This window comes from Rhizobium mayense (genome assembly GCF_030272705.1).
Taxonomy (GTDB): domain Bacteria; phylum Pseudomonadota; class Alphaproteobacteria; order Rhizobiales; family Rhizobiaceae; genus Rhizobium; species Rhizobium mayense.
The window spans coordinates 1-16,096 of sequence record NZ_JARFYM010000014.1 but is presented as its reverse complement, the minus strand read 5'-3'; the positions used below and the strand labels follow the sequence as shown (position 1 = coordinate 16,096).

Here is a 16,096-nt window from a genome sequence, read left to right as displayed (position 1 = left end):
ACCGATGAATTTCCCGCGCAAAACCGGAAATTCAGATATCCAGTATGGGAGCAGAAGCACCGGAGACGGCGGATGACGGCCGCTTATGGCGCCTGGTACTCGAGGCGGCTGCCTTTGCGGCGACTCTATCCCGTCAACACTTCTACCCTAATATGCGTTGTATGTTTAATCTGTCACAATAGCAAGGGGAAAGCCAAGTATGCCATAATATTGATGGATTCGTCGTGTGATGAGGATGCGGGGACGGCGTTTCCGATTCTTCTCCCGGCGCGCCATCACATCAACACCATCGCATTACCCGTGATCTTCCCGTTATTTTTGGACTTCAAAAACAACATTGAAATCGATATGGGGCGCGGTGAGCAGTTGTTAAAGGGATAGCGGCATGCGACGGAGAATGAGGTGAGGGCTTTGCGAATTGCAGCAGTAGCCCTCGCAGTGACGGCTCTTTCAATCCTTTCGCCGCTAGCGACAGCCGTGGCCGCAGCCGATCCCTTGTTGGCCTACGGCGCACGCATCGCCGGCGACGATGCCCGCACCCGAATCGTCATCGATATGGACCGCGAGCCGACGTTCACGGTTCATTATCTCGACAACCCAGTGCGTGTTGTCATTGACCTTCCGGCAACGGCCTTTGGCTTTCCTGCTGGTGACCTGAAGCCGGTCGGCCTCTTCAAGGACATACGCTACGGCACCATGGATGAGGACAGCGCCCGCATCGTGCTGACGGCCGCCAAGCCGGTGAAGCTGGTCATGGCCAAGGTGCAGCCTGACGAAAGCGGCAAGGGGCATCGCCTCGTACTCGACGCCGAAATGCTGCCCGCCGCGCAATTTGCGGAGCTGATCAAGCAGGAAAGCTGGACCAACGACGACACCGCAAAAGATGTCGGTCCGGTGGCGCCGATGGAAAAGGCTGATCCCGGCTCCTTTCTCGTGGCGGTCGACGCCGGTCACGGCGGTATCGACGCCGGTGCGACGGCCAGCGACGGCGTCACGCAGGAAAAGGAAATCACGCTCACCTTCGCCAAGCTCCTGGCGGACAAGCTGAATGCCCAGCCCGGCATCAAGGCCTTTCTGACGCGCGACAAGGACGAATATCTGTCGTTGTCGCAGCGAGTGACCATCGCCCGACAGAACCATGCCTCGCTGTTCATCTCGCTGCATGCCGACACGCTGAAGCAAAAGGATATCCGAGGCGCCACGGTCTATACGATCTCCGATAAGGCCTCCGATAAGCTCGCAAGCGAAGTCGCTGACCGCGAAAACAATTCCGATCAGCTCGCCGGTGCCGACACGCAGGCCCAGCCCGCTGCCGTCGCCGATATTCTGATGGATTTGACGCGGCGCGAGACGCAGGCTTTTTCCATTTCGCTGGCACAGGATGTGCTGACCTCGTTCAACGGCCAGATCGCCATGATCAACAATCCGCATCGTCATGCCGGCTTCCGCGTGCTCCAAGCGCCCGACGTTCCCTCGATTTTGCTCGAACTAGGCTTCCTTTCGAACAAGGATGATGAGAAGCTGCTGCTCGATCCGGATTGGCGGCAGAAATTGGCCGACCGACTGACCGATGCCGTGAAACAATACCGCGTTTCGACCATTGCGAATGGCGGCTGAGAATGCGGACGGCGAGCGCTGTTCGTGTCTTCCATGTAACAGCCGCTGCTTATGGGCTGGGATGAATTGAGGAATACTGGCGGGGAGCCCTATTTTGCTCACATTCCCGCCGTTACAGCGAAGTACTGTTTGCCCGCGGGCGGCATGCACGGCTTTGTGCCGTTGCCGTCTTGCATTAACACCTTGAGCGTGCAAAACGCCCGTGAATGTGCGATGGTCTCGCACATGCGCCGCATGAAGAGAAGCACCGGTAGCTTTATATGGTCAGACTGATTGGATATTTCTTTGGGCTGGGCTGCATCCTGTTCCTGGGTGCGGCTGCGGCTGCGGCTATTTATCTGAGCGTCGTCTCCAAGGATCTGCCCGACTACGAGGTCCTCGCGAAGTACGCGCCGCCGGTGACGACCCGCATTCATGCCGGCAACGGTGCACTGATGAAGGAATATTCGCGGGAGAACCGGCTGTTCCTGCCGATCCAGGCCATTCCCGACCGCGTCAAGGCCGCTTTCCTTTCAGCCGAAGACAAGAATTTCTACAATCATCCCGGCGTCGATGTCGGCGGCCTGATGCGCGCCGTTGCCGTCAACCTCCAAAATATCGGTTCCGGCCGCCGTTTCGTCGGCGCATCGACCATCACCCAGCAGGTTGCCAAGAACTTCCTGCTTTCGGCCGACCAGACCTTCGACCGCAAGATCAAGGAAGCGATCCTCTCCTTCCGCATCGAGCAGACCTATAGCAAGGACAAGATCCTCGAGCTTTATCTCAACGAGATCTATTTCGGCCTCAATTCCTATGGCATTGCTGGTGCTGCGCTCACCTATTTCGACAAGTCGGTGAACGAGCTGACCATTGCCGATTCGGCCTATCTCGCTTCGCTGCCCAAGGGCCCGTCCAACTATAATCCGTTCCGCCACCCCGACGCGGCGATGACGCGCCGCAACTGGGTGATCGACCGCATGGTCGAGAACGGCTATGTCAGCCAGAGCGATGGCGAAGACGCCAAGAAGCAGCCGCTCGGCGTCGTCCCCCCGAAGAATGGTCCGTCGCTTTTCGCCTCTGACTATTTCTCCGAAGAAGTTCGCCGGCAGTTGATCGACCAATACGGCGAGAAGATGCTTTATGAGGGCGGGCTTTCGGTACGCACCTCGCTCGATCCGCAAATGCAGCTGGAAGCGCGCAAGGCACTACAGGACGGTCTTGTGGACTATGACGAGCGCCGCGGCTTCCACGGCCCGATCAAGCAGATCGCGACATCGCAGGACTGGGGCTCGGAACTTGCGAAGATCCCGGCCTTAGGTGATGTGCCGGAATGGCAGTTGGCCGTCGTGCTTTCGGTGTCCGACCAGACGGTCGATATCGGCCTGCAGCCGAGTGTCGACGCTGCCGGCAAGGTCGCAGGCGACCGCAAGCGTGGTACGATCGCCGCCGCCGACATGCGCTGGGCTTATCGCTCGGCGAATGGCGCCAAGACGGCGAAATCGCCGAGCGGCGTGCTGAATGCTGGTGACGTCATCTACGTCCAGAAGACCGGCGATGCCGATTCCAGCACCTATCGCCTGCGCCAGCCGCCGAAGGTGCAGGGTGGCCTCGTCGCCATGGATCCGCATACCGGCCGCGTGCTCGCCATGGTCGGCGGCTTCTCCTATGCGCAATCGGAGTTCAACCGCGCCACCCAGGCAAAACGCCAGCCGGGCTCGTCCTTCAAGCCCTTCGTTTACGCCGCGGCCATGGACAATGGCTATACGCCGGCGTCGGTCATTCTCGACGATCCGCTCCAGATCACGCTCAGCAACGGGCAGGTGTGGAAGCCGGAAAACTACGAAGGCGAGGGCGGCGGCGCCCATACGCTGCGCTTTGCCATCGAGCATTCGCGCAACCTGATGACCGTGCGTCTCGCCGCCGATATGGGCATGCCGCTGGTCGCCGAATATGCCGACCGTTTCGGAATCTACGACCATATGAATCCGGTGCTTGCCATGGCGCTTGGCGCCGGCGAGACGACGGTGCTGCGCATGGTTTCCGCCTATTCGGTCATCGCCAATGGCGGCAAGCAGATCAAGCCGACCTTGATCGACCGGATTCAGGACCGTTACGGCGCGACCATCTTCAAGCACGAGGAACGCGTCTGCGACACCTGCAATTTCAGCGAGTGGCAGAACCAGGACGAGCCCGTCATCGCCGACAACCGCGAGCAGGTGCTTGATCCGATGACGGCCTATCAGGTCACGTCGATGATGCAGGGCGTCGTCGTCCGCGGCACGGCCGCCGGCAAGGTGAAGCTCAATACCGATGTCGCCGGCAAGACCGGCACGACCAATGATGAGAAGGACGCCTGGTTCGTCGGCTTTACGCCGAGCCTCGTCGCCGGCCTTTATATCGGCTACGACACGCCGAGCACGCTTGGCCGGGGAGCGACCGGCGGCTCGATCGCTGCGCCGATCTTCAACGAGTTCATGCAGGCTGCCACCAAGGATCAGCCGCCGCAGAAGTTCCAGGTCCCGGCGGGCATGAACATGATGGCCGTCAACCGCGCGACCGGTATGGCTGCGCAAACCGGTGATCCCGACGCCATCATGGAGGCCTTCAAGCCCGGCACCGGCCCGGCCACGACCTATACGGTCATCGGCGGCGGCGATGCGTCGGCGCAGGTCGCGCCCGAGGAAATTCTCAAGACCTCGCCGCAGGCCAACCAGGCGGTCACCTCCGGTGCGGGCGGTCTCTTCTGATCTCATCGGATTTCTTCGATGATCTTGCCGCGGGGCTTTACAGTCGCGGCATGTGTAACTATGTCACCAGCACTCTTTGAATCGAACAGCCGTTCATAGCGAACGGCCGAATAAAGAAGCGGGAATATGCGAGCGGAAATCGAAAATGTAGTCGACGAAACCAAGCAGGCCATCAGCTTGCTGAGGAGGCATCTTTGACTGGGATCAGGCGGTAAGACGACTGGACTGGTTGAACAACAAGGCAGAGGATCCGACCCTCTGGAACGATGCCACCGAAGCGCAGAAGCTGATGCGTGAGCGCCAGCAGCTGGATGACGGCGTCAATGGCGTGCGTGCCCTGGAGCGGCAGCTTTCCGACAATGTCGAGCTGATCGAGCTTGGCGAGGAAGAGGGCGATCCCGATGTCGTCCGCGAGGCCGAAGAGGCTCTCAAGGGCCTGAAGACGGAAGCTGCGCGCCGGCAAGTGGAAGCCATGTTGTCGGGCGAGGCCGATTCCAACGACACCTACCTGGAAGTCCATTCCGGTGCTGGCGGTACCGAGAGCCAGGACTGGGCGAACATGCTGCTGCGCATGTATACCCGCTGGGCCGAGCGGCAGCGCTTCAAGGTGGAATTGCTCGAAGTCCACGACGGCGAAGAAGCCGGCATCAAATCGGCGACGCTTCTGGTCAAGGGCCACAATGCCTATGGCTGGCTGAAGACTGAATCGGGCGTTCACCGCCTGGTGCGCATCTCGCCCTACGACAGCAACGCCCGTCGTCATACGTCGTTCTCGTCGATCTGGGTCTACCCTGTCGTCGACGACTCGATCCAGATCGAGATCAACGAAAGCGACTGCCGCATCGACACCTATCGTTCGTCCGGCGCTGGCGGCCAGCACGTCAATACGACAGACTCGGCCGTCCGCATTACGCACATCCCGACTGGCATCGTCGTGCAGTGCCAGCAGGAACGTTCGCAGCACAAGAACCGTGCCAAGGCCTGGGACATGCTACGCGCCCGCATGTACGAAGCGGAACTGATGAAGCGGGAAGAAGCTGCCAACGCCGAAGCCGCCTCGAAGACCGATATCGGCTGGGGCCATCAGATCCGTTCCTACGTTCTTCAGCCCTATCAGCTCGTCAAGGACCTGCGCACCGGCGTCGCCAGCACGGCCCCGGATGACGTGCTCGACGGCGATCTCAATGAATTCATGGAAGCCGCCCTCGCGCACCGCATCAGCGGCGCGGCCGATGCGGTCGTGGATGACGTGGACTAAGAGTGGGATCTGTTTGATTGAAGAAAGGCCCCGGAGACGGGGCTTTTTTTGTGCGTAACACGGTAGTCACGGGATGGCTAGTGAGCTAACCGGTCAACGATTTCGGCGAGCCGTCAATGTCTGATCCGCATATCCGTGTCATCGCGCTTGCCATTGTTCGGCATCCGAAGACCGAATGCCTGTTGGTGTTCGAGGGAAGGGATTCCACGCGAGATATCGTCTATCATCGCCCTTTTGGCGGCGGCATCTTGCTCAACGAGACCGCCGCGGCTGCAGCCGTGCGCGAGGTTCGGGAAGAGATCGGCATGATCGTTGAATCGGCGCGCATGCTGGGAGTTACGGAATCATTCTTCGTTGCGAATGAGGCGCTCAGACATGAAATCGCGTTGCTTGTGGAGTGCCGATGCGTCGACGAAGCAATGTACGACCGTACATTCTTTCCAGATATCGAAGGCAACGGTGAACATGGGTTTTGGAGAAGTCTGGAAGAGGGCACGCCTCTATTTCCGGAAGCGCTGCAGGAAGTTCTTCGGAACTGATGAGGTCGCTGCAAAATCTCCCTGAAATGCAGATCGCGAGCCGCAGGCGCCGGCTCAACAGCGGCTACGCTCGAGGCACGCTGTCGATATCAGTCTCGCGCAACAATTGGTCTAGTGTCAGAAGCGGCGTACTCATCGCTTTCGCATAGGCATAGTGAAAACAATCAAAGTTGCTCAGGTGACGGCGACCGATGCCATGTTTTTCGGCGACTGCAACGGCGAAGGACAGTACACGGCGCGGCGAATCCGGTTCCTGAAGGCGAATGTTGCGCGCATCCAGCCATTCAAGGACAGCACCCTCGACTTCGCTGTATTTGCAATTGAGCTGGTCCGGCCGCGAGAGCACGATGATAGCTTCCCATGCGGCCAAAGCTGACGTTGAAGGGGAGGTGGCATCTAACAGCGCTGCCTCGTAGGCCTTGGCGCTGTCCTCGCCCGCCATCATGGACACGATCGCGCAGGCATCGACAAACATTATTCGTCGCCGTTGAGATCGTGATCAAGCTGGTGATAAGCCTCAGGCGGCACCGGTTTCCGGTTTGGCGCAAAAGACAAGCCACGTTTAGCGAGAATTTTGCGAGCCGTCTCGCTTGGTGCTTCCCGGCGCAGGCGCATGTTGATCGCCTCCCTCAGCGCAACAATAACGGCATCTGTTACGGTTGTTTGGTCGATCCTGGCCAGTTCCCTGGCGAGTGTATCCGCCTCTTCATTTCGGATGCTAAGCACCATCTGTATAGCTCCATGCGTCTAGCTTACTATACAGGCTTGTGTGGCAATCCTCAATCCGAAAACTGCTCCGCCAATATCCGCTCCGACCACGACCTGTCCGGATCCGACAGGATGCGCGCCGTCGTGTCTTCGGTCTGGGCGATCCTGACGCCCACGACGGATTTGACCTCGGTGTTGTCGGCAACCGCGTTGACCGGGCGTTTTTCCGGCTCCAGCACGGTGATGTCGATTGTCACCTTATTCGGCAACAGGGCGCCGCGCCAGCGACGCGGGCGGAAAGCACTAACGGGGGTGATGGCGAGCAGCGGCGCCTCCAGCGGCAGGATGGGGCCGTGGGCGGAAAGATTGTAGGCGGTTGAGCCGGCGGGCGTCGTCACCATCAGGCCATCGCAGATCAGTTCCGGCAGACGGACATGACCGTCGATCTCGACCTTCAGCTTCGCCGCCTGATAGGACTGGCGAAATAGCGACACTTCGTTGATGGCAAGCGCGACGGACGTGCTGCCGTCTTCGTTGCGCGTGCTCATCTGCAGCGGATGAAAGGCATTTTCGACCGCCGCATCGATACGCTCGGCCAGGCATTCCGTGCGATAATCGTTCATCAGGAAGCCGATTGAGCCGCGATTCATGCCATAGACGCGCTTGCCGGAGTTCATCGTATTGTGCAGCGTCTGCAGCATGAAGCCATCGCCGCCGAGCGCAACGACAATATCCGCATCTTCCTGCGGCGTCTGGCCGTAAAGTCGAATTAATTCTTCACGCGCGGCCTGGGCTTCCGGCGCGGTCGATGCGAGAAAACAAACAGATTGAAAAGCGCGTGACATGCAATTTCCTTTGAATAATCATACTAGGTAATGATATTCCCCCTATGCGACAAGACGTTTTGCGGAAACTGGTGAACCCGCAAAGGTCTTTTGATCTGCGGCACCAAAGCCGGACGGCGGATTTTCCCTTTACAGGAAATGAAAATCTGCTACTTGGCATGCCGATGTGCCCTTGTAGCTCAGTTGGTAGAGCACCTGATTTGTAATCAGGGGGTCGCGGGTTCGAACCCTGCCGGGGGCACCAACACTCTTCCCAAGGATTTCAGTGGTTTATCGTGCTCCTCTTCCGCTAATTGCGGGTGGGACGCGTGTTTCATGACACATCCGACTTTCCTTTGTTTCTGGGTATTCCTCTTAGAATTCGGCGATTCCATACGACATGGATAGAGCCCATTCCCAAACAACACGCTTAATCGCCAGTCGGCATTGCCACGCTTGATCGCGCGGTGACAAAGGTTATTTCCGCTAAAATTGCATATATAGTAGAAGATTCTCTTTAAAGTTACACGCGTACTGTCTTTGACGACTTTCCATCAAACTGAGCCCAAGGGTGGCCGTCGTGACTCGTCGTTCGATGATATTGTCTTCGATGCTCGCGCTGTCGATTGCTCTGACGATCGCGATTAGACTTCAACATACATCGGTGAAGGGGGCCGAGAACGCGTTTGCGTCGTGGAACCTGCGTGAAAGCGTGTCGCTTGCTAATCCTTTGCAAAAGGCTAACGGTGGCACTCTGGAGAATGCAAGGCTCGTTCGTGCTGCAATTATGCGTTCGGATTTTGAAACCGCTGAAAGATTGACGCAGAACGTCCTTAAGGCGGGTCACCTGCCCACCCCGAATGTACGTCCCATCAAGCATTTCCTTGATGTCCTCATCGATCCAGCCGATCTGCAGTTCGAGACGCAACTAAGCGGTTGGGTTCAGAAATGCCCCGACAGCATGGTCGCGCATTTGCTCCGCGCGAAATTCCATTACGACGCGGGTTGGTTCCGACGTGGTCATGGATACGTCAGCACGGTGAGTGAACAGGGCGTCCAGGAGTTTGTGGATGACATGCATAAGAGTGAGCTGGACATCGACCGAGCGCTTCAGCTCGATGCCAACGAACCCTATCTTCAGTTGTTGCGTTTGGAAATCCTGCACGGGTCCGGCTATTCGGACAAAATGGGTCAAGCCCTACAAGACAGCATCTCCAAGTTTCCGACTTTCTTCCCGCCCTATGATGTTGTTCTTTCCGCTCTCCAGCCCAAATGGGGTGGTAATGTCGACGTCATGTTCAGCTTTGTTGACCATTTTAAGTCGACCGACCCTAATGGCATCGCGACCAAACTCCTTGACCTGGATGTCTATCGCTACCTCTTGAGTACGGCTTCCTCGCAATGTCAGGATGATAGGGAAAACAGCGACTATCAGCGCCTCTCCGAATGCGTGCGCGAGTTCATGAAGACAAATATGACTGGCGATCGCGAGGGCAGGGTGGTCGAAGCGCTGAGCGAGTTAGGTCAAAGAGACAACTACATCGCAACCAAAGCCGTCGAGGACGTTCTTTCCTCTATGATTGATACGGCAGGGTCGGAGACCTATGCGGGACCAGTCCTCCAGGCGGCCGCCAATGGTTACGAGAGCGATACGCGACTGCGTGAAGATAGCAATTCTCACAATCACTACATGATCGATAGCCTCGTCGCCAAGACGTGGCTGCGGCAGGGCAATCTCGACAATGCACTCAGCAAGTACCAAGAGGCGCTGCGCGACCTGCTGCCCGCGAAGTTCCCATCGACGGAAGAGCAAGACGCGGCGACTGCCGCGATCAAGGAGCAGATGGCGAAGGTCTATGCCAAGCAACGTCGTTACGCAGACTCTGTCGACGTAGCACAAGAAGCGGTTGCGCTAGGAGCTAGCTCCGATAGCCAGTTGCTCGTTTGCTACGGCTATTTCCAGCAGAAAAAGTATGAAGCTGCGGTCGACGAGTGCGCAGAGCTAGCGAATGATCAGGCAAATGGTATGACCGCCCGATATTGGCGCGGGTCCGCATTTCGCGAATTGCACGATGACGACAACGCAATCAAAGAGTTTAGCGCGGTCGCAGCGTCCAAGAATGGCTGGCGAGCTTCGGCCGCGATTGGCTTGTCAATGATTTACTTTGGCCGAAACGACAACCCGGAAGCGCTCAATGTGCTCAACAAGTACGACTATCTGTATGATGTCAAATCGACAGGCAAGGACGACGTCGCCGTTGCGTTCAACAATCGATGCTACGCCCATATGGAACTAGGCGATCTAAAAAAGGCCTTGGAAGACTGCACAGCATCGCTCGCCAACGGCAACATCCCGGATGCTTATAAGAAGCAACAAGAGCTATTGAAGCGGATTGCGGCCCGCTAACCGACGAACGCGTTTTTCGAAATTGTGCAGCCATGTTAGGCCAAGTAGGGCCATCTAGCCAGCTGGGTCCCAGGCCGCGCCGTCACGGCGCATGGCCGGTTTGGACCTATGACGCCATGCCGACAGTCCGACGAGCAGCGCTATAATAGCGCCAAGAACAAGGCTGACCGGGCCTGTCCCCAAATCGAGACCGCCGCGATCGGGCGTCACGCCCGCCCAATCGGCGAAGGAAGCCCCAAGGGGACGCGTAAAGATATAGGCGAGCCAGAAAGCCATAATCTCGCCCAGCAATCCGAAGCGATAGGCCAGCCCAGGCAAGGCGAAGACCAGCAGAAAAAATAGCCCGCCGCCAAGATAACCCAATCCGAATGTCGTGGCCGCCAGATCCCCGGCCGCCGTACCCAGAGCAAAGGTCGTCAAAATGGCGGCCCAGTAAAACAATTCGCGTCTTGGGCTGAAGATGCTGTGAATGGAGAGTGTGCGTTCGGACAGATACCAAACCGCAAAAATCAAGGCCAACGACAGCAGAAAGAAGCTCGTCGAGACGGTGTAGGGTATGCCGAGACCCACGTGGAGTACGTCGGCAGCCATGGTGCCAAAGATGCTGACGAGCACGATCGCCAGCCAATAAACCAGTGGCATATATCGTCGCACGAAGAGCTGCAGGGCGAGACACGTACAAAGCACTAGGAAGGAAATCGCGACCACAATGACCGGATCATACCGGTGGGCGAGAAAATCGGAGGTTGTTTCCCCCACGCCCGTTGTCAAAATTTTGATAATCCAAAAGAGCAGAGTAATTTCCGGAACCTTCGAAAAGGCCTCGGACCGAATTGCTTGATTCATATCATGGCTCCTGTTCGAGCGACCACCAGCCTCCTTCTCGTCAAGCATCCAGCTGACATCTGCCTTAAAGCAGCGGCGTTTCGTTCAATGGTTCGGCGGCCAACCGGCCTAAAATTGTCTTCCGACGATCTCGTAAAGGTTGGAGGCTTCGACAGGTTCGGTGCCATGACGGATGTCACCGCGAAGAAAAGCCCGGCGCAAGGCCGGGCCCGATGTAGAAATATAGAAATATTATCGGCAGACACGCTCTTCCCGAACGACCCTATGGCCGTGGTGCCATTCCTTCACGACCTTCGTGTAGCAGTGGCGGTGGTGATAATCGGGATAGTGATGGTGGTGGTAATAGGGATTGTAGCCTTGTGCCTGGGAGGGAAGGGTTGTGGCTGCAAGAGAGGCGAGGGCGATTGCAGAAGCGATAAAGAACTTGTTCACCGGGGGTCTCCGAACATTTTGCTCTTGTACAACGTCTCCGAGGACGTTGATTCAAAGGTAATAGCCAGGGGATGAACGTGGCCTGAGGGTAGCGTTCACGTGCGCTTCATCTGGAGTTGTGCCCGCTCCCAATGATAGGCCGGAAAAAGCGAGCCTGCGCCCCTGGTGCGGGACTTCACCTGCAACAGCATGCTGTTGAAAAGCCGCTGCCCTTTGAAAAGGTGAGGCCGACCGCTAACATGTGATTCTCGTCATTGCTGCGTGTAGAGAAACATGACCACCAAACCCAAGAAGCCCAAACTCGAACATTCCGAGCTCTCCGGTGAGTTTACCGAGGACGGCGTGACCGTGCTCGTCGATATCTTCCGTCCGGCGGGCACCCAGCAAGATTGGCGAATGGAAGTCATCACGCCGGAGGAGGATCTCATCGAATGGGAAGAGCCCTTCGCGACCGACCGTGAGGCCTTCGACGAGTTCCTGGCGACGATCGCACGCGATGGTATTAGGACTTTCTTTGACGATTCGGATCCGTCGATTCACTGAGCTATGCCGGGCCATTGGGATCGCTGTGAGGTGCATTAGCGTCGGTGGCGTATTGCTGACCTCAGGGATGATTTGCCCGATCTCCGAATGGGAATCCGCCGGAGGTATGTACATTTACAACACATAAAATAGGCATACACTTTCTCCCATCAACGGAGGGCGAGGGTGCATCCATGAGCGAGGCATTGAGGCCTATTGTCTTGGGCTTGTCGTTTGTTGCGATTGCAAGCGCACCGGCGATGGCCGGGCAGAATTGCTACTGTAAAAGCAAGGACGGAACGCTACACCAGGTCGGCGAGATCGCCTGTATGAATGTGGACGGCAAGAGCTATCTCGCGCGATGCCAGATGAACCTCAACGTCACCTCCTGGTCAAAGCTGCAGGATGGATGTCCGGTCACGGAGCGCTCGCCGTGGGAGCCATCCGCCGGACATCCGCAGCCGATCGTCGTTCGCTGAACCGCCCTAATGGTAGCTTTAACCGCCCTGCTTGCGGACCAGAACCAAGGGCTCTCCCTCTTCCTCCTCGGATTTCTGGAAGCTGCCATCCGGCCGCATGTCGAAAGAGAGCGAAGAGCCGTCCGTGCCCATCATCACCAGGCCGAAACCCTCCATGACCCAGAGGGAAAGCTTGAGATCGCCGATATTGGCAGGGCAGTCGCTGCCCGGTGACATCTTGGGTGTCCCGTCCGTGTCGGCATCGCTGGAGAGCGTAATGCTGCAGATGGTTTTGCCGCCAGGCTGCTGGATCTCCCAAGTTCCGGCGACGCTTGCGATGGTTGGGACATGGTCGACATCGCCAAGCGCCGGCAACAGCCACATCGGGTCACCCTCTTCGATTTCCCAGGGCGAACCTTCTTCTTCTTGCTGGAATCGCGCCACCACTTTCTGCGTCGCGTCGGTCAGGGCCAGTGTGCCGTCTTCGCCGAAATTCCAGGCGGCCGCTTTGGCAAGCGCGGGCAGGGTGGAGGCGCATGCGTCCGCGCCGCTGATGGCGTAGCCGCCGGCCGCCGGCGTGGTTTCGAAGGTAATGCGGCAACCCTTGGCGCCGCTTTCGGGTGCCAAGAGCCATATTCCGGCTTGCGCCTTGATAAGTTCGTCATCGACGGCGCCTGCCGGTTGGCCGGTGGCAAGGATGAGGGCGGCGGAAGCGGCCGCGAGGCTAAAAGTACGGATCAAGGCAAATTCCCCCAAATCTGCAGCGGCAGCCCCAGCGCCGCTAGATTTTCAGATAAGACCGCGCTGCATAAAGGGCGATAGCGGCCGCGTTCGATACATTGAGCGACTTGATGGCGCCGGGCATGTCGAGGCGCGCCAGCGCATTTACCGTTTCGCGCGTTTTCTGGCGCAGCCCCTTACCCTCGGAGCCGAGGACAAGCGCGACTTTCTCGCCCGAAAACGTGCCCTCGAGCGCCGCCGGCCCTTCCGAATCAAGGCCGATGGTGACGAAGCCGAGACGGTGAAGCTCGCCGAGCGCATCGGCGAGATTGGTGATCTGTATATAGGGTATCAGCTCCAGCGCGCCGGAAGCGGATTTCGCCAGCACGCCCGATTCGGTTGGGCTATGTCGCTGGGTGGTGATGACGGCGCCGGCGTCGAAGGCCACGGCCGAGCGCATGATGGCGCCGACATTATGCGGATCGGTCACCTGATCGAGCACCAGCAGCAGTGGGCTATCCTTCAATGCCTCCAGGCGACGGACGGGCAGGGGACGCGTCTCCAGCATGACGCCCTGGTGGATTGCCTCGGGACCAAGCACCTTGTCGATATCCTGCGGCGAGACGATTTCGACCGGAATGCCGAGTTCCTCGACCGGTCCGATCTCAAGCCGCACGAGCGCGTTTTGCGTCGCCGACAGCTTGATGTTCTTCCGCTCGGGGTTGGCGAGAGCCGCACGAACCGTATGCAGGCCGTAGAGATAGACCTGGTCGGGGGCCAGCGCCGGCGGCTTCCAGTCGTCCGCGTTGCGCGGTTTGCGCTTCTGTGGTTGCGGCGTCGGAATTTCGCCACGCTCACGCTTGGCGTCGCGATGCGCGCGCCGTAGAGTGGCGTAATGCGTGTCCTTGGCCGACTTGTCGCCAGCGGTGTTTTCTGGGCCTGAACGGCCGGATGTTCTGTCTTTGCTCATGCGGCTTTATAGCCGGAGCGCCGTTGAGCGCATAGTCCTCTTTCGCCCGGGGACTTTTCCAGCAAGTTGAAATTTTTTCGTCATTTTTGGCTGAACCTCATGTTGACAGACGGAAACGGTGCGGTCATATACGCGGCGCAGATCGCGGCGGCGACGTCGGGTCTAGCAAGCTTGGTCTCAGGATCCAGTCGGAAAACTGGAGGGATGCCCGAGTGGTTAAAGGGGACGGACTGTAAATCCGTTGGCTCAGCCTACGTTGGTTCAAATCCAACTCCCTCCACCATTCCGCGCCGGATCTTGGCCACCCGCGGGTATAGCTCAATGGTAGAGCAGCAGCCTTCCAAGCTGAATACGCGGGTTCGATTCCCGCTACCCGCTCCAAGTTTTTCGATCAAATCGTTTTCCCAAGCCAATGGCGCGTCAACCGCGCTTTTTTGGTGCGAGCACTCGCTATGTATTCGGCCGCGTCGCTACCTGTTCCCTTCGGCACGCGGCGGAACTATGCGGTGATGATGGCTGCCCGGCCGGCCATAATGGTGATTTTCCGGGTGACGATGCATCGAGTGCTGAGGTCGTCCGCGATTGCGGTAATTGCGGTGATCGTAGCGATAACGATCGTTGCGATAGCGATAGTGGTCGCTGGAATATCGCGATCGATACCGATTGCTGCCGCCATAGATCACCGTGCCGCCATAATAGCCGCCGCTGTACTCGTTGTAGCCGTAGGGACCGCTTTCGACGGCGCAGCTTGAAAGCAGGCCAGCCAGACCCAGGAAGACGGCCGCGAGTAGAGATTTGCTCTGCATGATTGCTCCTCCCGCCAGGCTATATGGGGCGGAGTATGCGACCGGCAATTGAGAGGGCGGGCAAATCTCCGCTGTGGTTTTAAATATTTGCCGACCGCTGCCTGTGCCCGAAATCTCCTGAAGCTGCTCGATGAATGTCAAAACCGCGCGCCAAATCGCAGGCTGAGCGATCACCGATCGCTCGCATTTTTCGTGAAACTACCATCGCAAACTACGGGAGCACGGCCTGTCCCCACTCCGCCATATCGTCACGGGACTGCATGTTTACATCTCTAGCGTGAGATCTTGCTTAAACAGGAACGCGCGATAGATAGTACCGGCCAACCTAAACGGGGGAGTACCCAATGGGAATTTTTGCCAAAATCAAAAGCGCCATCTGGGGCGAGGCGAAAGCGGCGGAAGTCGCGCCTGCCTCCACCCAAACAGCCACGGCCGGTGTGGCTCCGGCAGCCACGCCCGCACCGCCACCTTCTTCTTCTACCGGATCGGCACCAACAACGGGTGCGCAAGCCACACAGGCGGCAGCCGCGCCGGTGGATATCGCGTCGATTCTGGATGCAGCCGTTAGGAAGAGCGGCCAAAAACTCGACTGGAAACATTCGATTGTCGATCTCATGAAGGCGCTCGGCATGGATGCCAGCCTCGCGGAGCGCAAGGAGCTTGCACAGGAATTGGGCTATACCGGCGACGCCGGGGATTCCGCGAAGATGAACATATTTCTGCACAAGGCTCTCATGAAGAAGCTCTCGGAAAATGGCGGCAAAGTGCCGGCAGATCTGCTTGATTGATTGAAGTACATCGTTCGGGATGCAGTCTCCTTTCGAAGGCTGCGGATCATTGCGCCCTCTCCGCATCGGGGAGGGCGTCTTTCGTTGCTCGGCAATCCACGGACGGTTCGGCTCCGGCAACAGTTCAGACACCTGGAATATTTCCTCGGCGTGCCTATCTAACCGTCTGAACCGGCAAATGCTTTTACGTCTTTCCGGATCGGCCGGCGAACACTTCGGCGCGAATCAATGCCGACCGCGCATATTGTCCGCCATCGGCTACGCTTCGCCAAGAATAGGGCCTGCAATTAAGTCTTGCGCAAATGCGACGAAAGCCTTAAACGGCGGCACTAAACCGGTTCGCCGGGGTCACCATTTACGTTCACAGGAAGCATTCAAATGGCAAAGAGTAAGTTTGAGCGCAATAAGCCGCACGTTAACATCGGGACGATCGGCCACGTTGACCACGGCAAGACGTCTCTGACGGCAGCGATCA

Annotated in this window: 17 protein-coding genes and 3 tRNA genes; 12 read left to right on the top strand and 8 right to left on the bottom strand. The window is 58.1% G+C overall.

Annotation, left to right across the window (positions count from 1 at the left end):
* Positions 1 to 402: 402 nt before the first annotated feature.
* The 4 genes from PY649_RS17940 (at position 403) to PY649_RS17925 (ending at position 6,140) form a co-directional block, all read left to right on the top strand.
* Positions 403 to 1,617, top strand: coding sequence for an N-acetylmuramoyl-L-alanine amidase (locus PY649_RS17940; RefSeq protein WP_285869953.1), 1,215 nt, complete (start codon positions 403 to 405; stop codon positions 1,615 to 1,617).
* 260 nt (positions 1,618 to 1,877) lie between these two features.
* Positions 1,878 to 4,343, top strand: a complete 2,466-nt coding sequence (locus PY649_RS17935) for a penicillin-binding protein 1A (RefSeq protein ID WP_285869952.1) — start codon at positions 1,878 to 1,880, stop codon at positions 4,341 to 4,343.
* 126 nt (positions 4,344 to 4,469) lie between these two features.
* Positions 4,470 to 5,601, top strand: a protein-coding gene (gene prfB, locus PY649_RS17930; protein WP_285869951.1) for a peptide chain release factor 2 whose coding sequence is annotated in 2 segments (ribosomal slippage) — positions 4,470 to 4,538 and positions 4,540 to 5,601 — 1,131 coding nt in all. Because the reading frame shifts where the segments join, the coding sequence is not laid out codon by codon here.
* A 116-nt stretch (positions 5,602 to 5,717) separates the two neighbouring features.
* The gene (locus PY649_RS17925) at positions 5,718 to 6,140 is read left to right on the top strand and encodes an NUDIX domain-containing protein (RefSeq protein WP_285869950.1); all 423 of its coding nucleotides are present in this window, start codon (positions 5,718 to 5,720) and stop codon (positions 6,138 to 6,140) included.
* Between the two features lie 64 nt (positions 6,141 to 6,204).
* Here the strand turns inward: PY649_RS17925 and PY649_RS17920 are convergent, their stop codons facing one another.
* Genes PY649_RS17920 through PY649_RS17910 form a run of 3 tightly spaced genes read right to left on the bottom strand, consistent with a single transcriptional unit; the run spans position 6,205 to position 7,693 of the window.
* A complete protein-coding gene (locus PY649_RS17920; RefSeq protein WP_285869949.1) occupies positions 6,205 to 6,615 on the bottom strand; it encodes a type II toxin-antitoxin system VapC family toxin in 411 nt (136 codons plus the stop codon).
* Positions 6,615 to 6,869, bottom strand: a complete 255-nt coding sequence (locus tag PY649_RS17915; protein ID WP_285869948.1) for a type II toxin-antitoxin system VapB family antitoxin — start codon at positions 6,867 to 6,869, stop codon at positions 6,615 to 6,617. Before PY649_RS17915 ends, PY649_RS17920 begins: the two co-directional genes overlap by 1 nt.
* Before the next feature lie 50 nt (positions 6,870 to 6,919).
* Positions 6,920 to 7,693 (bottom strand): NAD kinase, encoded by a 774-nt coding sequence (locus PY649_RS17910; protein WP_285869947.1) that lies wholly within the window; start codon positions 7,691 to 7,693, stop codon positions 6,920 to 6,922.
* Between the two features lie 168 nt (positions 7,694 to 7,861).
* On the opposite strand from PY649_RS17910, the gene PY649_RS17905 reads away from it, so the two are divergent.
* Positions 7,862 to 7,937: transfer RNA gene (locus PY649_RS17905), tRNA-Thr, on the top strand.
* A gap of 315 nt (positions 7,938 to 8,252) precedes the next feature.
* A complete protein-coding gene (locus PY649_RS17900) occupies positions 8,253 to 10,079 on the top strand; it encodes a tetratricopeptide repeat protein (RefSeq protein WP_285869946.1) in 1,827 nt (608 codons plus the stop codon).
* Positions 10,080 to 10,133: 54 nt separating this feature from the next.
* Here PY649_RS17900 and PY649_RS17895 read toward each other — a convergent pair whose 3' ends face one another.
* Together PY649_RS17895 and PY649_RS17890 are read right to left on the bottom strand one after the other, a co-directional pair.
* A complete protein-coding gene (locus PY649_RS17895) occupies positions 10,134 to 10,973 on the bottom strand; it encodes a COG4705 family protein (RefSeq protein ID WP_285869945.1) in 840 nt (279 codons plus the stop codon).
* A gap of 183 nt (positions 10,974 to 11,156) precedes the next feature.
* Positions 11,157 to 11,357, bottom strand: coding sequence for a hypothetical protein (locus tag PY649_RS17890; RefSeq protein ID WP_285869944.1), 201 nt, complete (start codon positions 11,355 to 11,357; stop codon positions 11,157 to 11,159).
* A gap of 273 nt (positions 11,358 to 11,630) precedes the next feature.
* Between PY649_RS17890 and PY649_RS17885 the strand changes: the two genes are divergently transcribed.
* Complete coding sequence (locus tag PY649_RS17885) at positions 11,631 to 11,900, top strand: hypothetical protein (protein ID WP_285869943.1); 270 nt, start codon at positions 11,631 to 11,633, stop codon at positions 11,898 to 11,900.
* 173 nt (positions 11,901 to 12,073) lie between these two features.
* Positions 12,074 to 12,358, top strand: coding sequence for a hypothetical protein (locus PY649_RS17880; protein WP_285869942.1), 285 nt, complete (start codon positions 12,074 to 12,076; stop codon positions 12,356 to 12,358).
* An 18-nt stretch (positions 12,359 to 12,376) separates the two neighbouring features.
* Here the strand turns inward: PY649_RS17880 and PY649_RS17875 are convergent, their stop codons facing one another.
* Positions 12,377 to 13,078: an AprI/Inh family metalloprotease inhibitor gene (locus tag PY649_RS17875; protein WP_285869941.1), complete on the bottom strand. Its 702-nt coding sequence runs from the start codon at positions 13,076 to 13,078 to the stop codon at positions 12,377 to 12,379.
* Positions 13,079 to 13,118: 40 nt separating this feature from the next.
* Complete coding sequence (gene rlmB / locus PY649_RS17870) at positions 13,119 to 14,027, bottom strand: 23S rRNA (guanosine(2251)-2'-O)-methyltransferase RlmB (protein ID WP_285869940.1); 909 nt, start codon at positions 14,025 to 14,027, stop codon at positions 13,119 to 13,121.
* Positions 14,028 to 14,225: 198 nt separating this feature from the next.
* On the opposite strand from rlmB, the gene PY649_RS17865 reads away from it, so the two are divergent.
* Both PY649_RS17865 and PY649_RS17860 read left to right on the top strand, forming a co-directional pair.
* A tRNA-Tyr gene (locus PY649_RS17865) sits at positions 14,226 to 14,310 on the top strand.
* 24 nt (positions 14,311 to 14,334) lie between these two features.
* Positions 14,335 to 14,408, top strand: a tRNA-Gly gene (locus PY649_RS17860).
* 89 nt (positions 14,409 to 14,497) lie between these two features.
* Here PY649_RS17860 and PY649_RS17855 read toward each other — a convergent pair.
* On the bottom strand, positions 14,498 to 14,833 hold the full coding sequence (locus PY649_RS17855; RefSeq protein ID WP_285869939.1) for a hypothetical protein: 336 nt from the start codon (positions 14,831 to 14,833) through the stop codon (positions 14,498 to 14,500).
* Between the two features lie 344 nt (positions 14,834 to 15,177).
* Here PY649_RS17855 and PY649_RS17850 point away from each other — a divergent pair, with 344 nt between their 5' ends.
* A complete protein-coding gene (locus tag PY649_RS17850) occupies positions 15,178 to 15,621 on the top strand; it encodes a DUF3597 domain-containing protein (protein WP_285869937.1) in 444 nt (147 codons plus the stop codon).
* A 378-nt stretch (positions 15,622 to 15,999) separates the two neighbouring features.
* On the top strand, positions 16,000 to 16,096 hold a 97-nt coding region (locus PY649_RS17845; protein WP_133624442.1), incomplete at its 3' end, for a GTP-binding protein.

What these genes read in the sequence shown, in the direction of transcription:
- PY649_RS17915 (WP_285869948.1), bottom strand. Translation starts at nt 6,869, where the DNA reads ATGGTGCTTAGCATCCGAAATGAAGAGGCGGATACACTCGCCAGGGAA.
- PY649_RS17885 (WP_285869943.1), top strand. Translation starts at nt 11,631, where the DNA reads ATGACCACCAAACCCAAGAAGCCCAAACTCGAACATTCCGAGCTCTCC.
- PY649_RS17855 (WP_285869939.1), bottom strand. Translation starts at nt 14,833, where the DNA reads ATGCAGAGCAAATCTCTACTCGCGGCCGTCTTCCTGGGTCTGGCTGGC.
- PY649_RS17850 (WP_285869937.1), top strand. Translation starts at nt 15,178, where the DNA reads ATGGGAATTTTTGCCAAAATCAAAAGCGCCATCTGGGGCGAGGCGAAA.
- PY649_RS17895 (WP_285869945.1), bottom strand. Translation starts at nt 10,973, where the DNA reads ATGCTTGACGAGAAGGAGGCTGGTGGTCGCTCGAACAGGAGCCATGAT.
- PY649_RS17880 (WP_285869942.1), top strand. Translation starts at nt 12,074, where the DNA reads ATGAGCGAGGCATTGAGGCCTATTGTCTTGGGCTTGTCGTTTGTTGCG.
- PY649_RS17920 (WP_285869949.1), bottom strand. Translation starts at nt 6,615, where the DNA reads ATGTTTGTCGATGCCTGCGCGATCGTGTCCATGATGGCGGGCGAGGAC.
- PY649_RS17925 (WP_285869950.1), top strand. Translation starts at nt 5,718, where the DNA reads ATGTCTGATCCGCATATCCGTGTCATCGCGCTTGCCATTGTTCGGCAT.
- PY649_RS17935 (WP_285869952.1), top strand. Translation starts at nt 1,878, where the DNA reads ATGGTCAGACTGATTGGATATTTCTTTGGGCTGGGCTGCATCCTGTTC.
- rlmB (WP_285869940.1), bottom strand. Translation starts at nt 14,027, where the DNA reads ATGAGCAAAGACAGAACATCCGGCCGTTCAGGCCCAGAAAACACCGCT.
- PY649_RS17910 (WP_285869947.1), bottom strand. Translation starts at nt 7,693, where the DNA reads ATGTCACGCGCTTTTCAATCTGTTTGTTTTCTCGCATCGACCGCGCCG.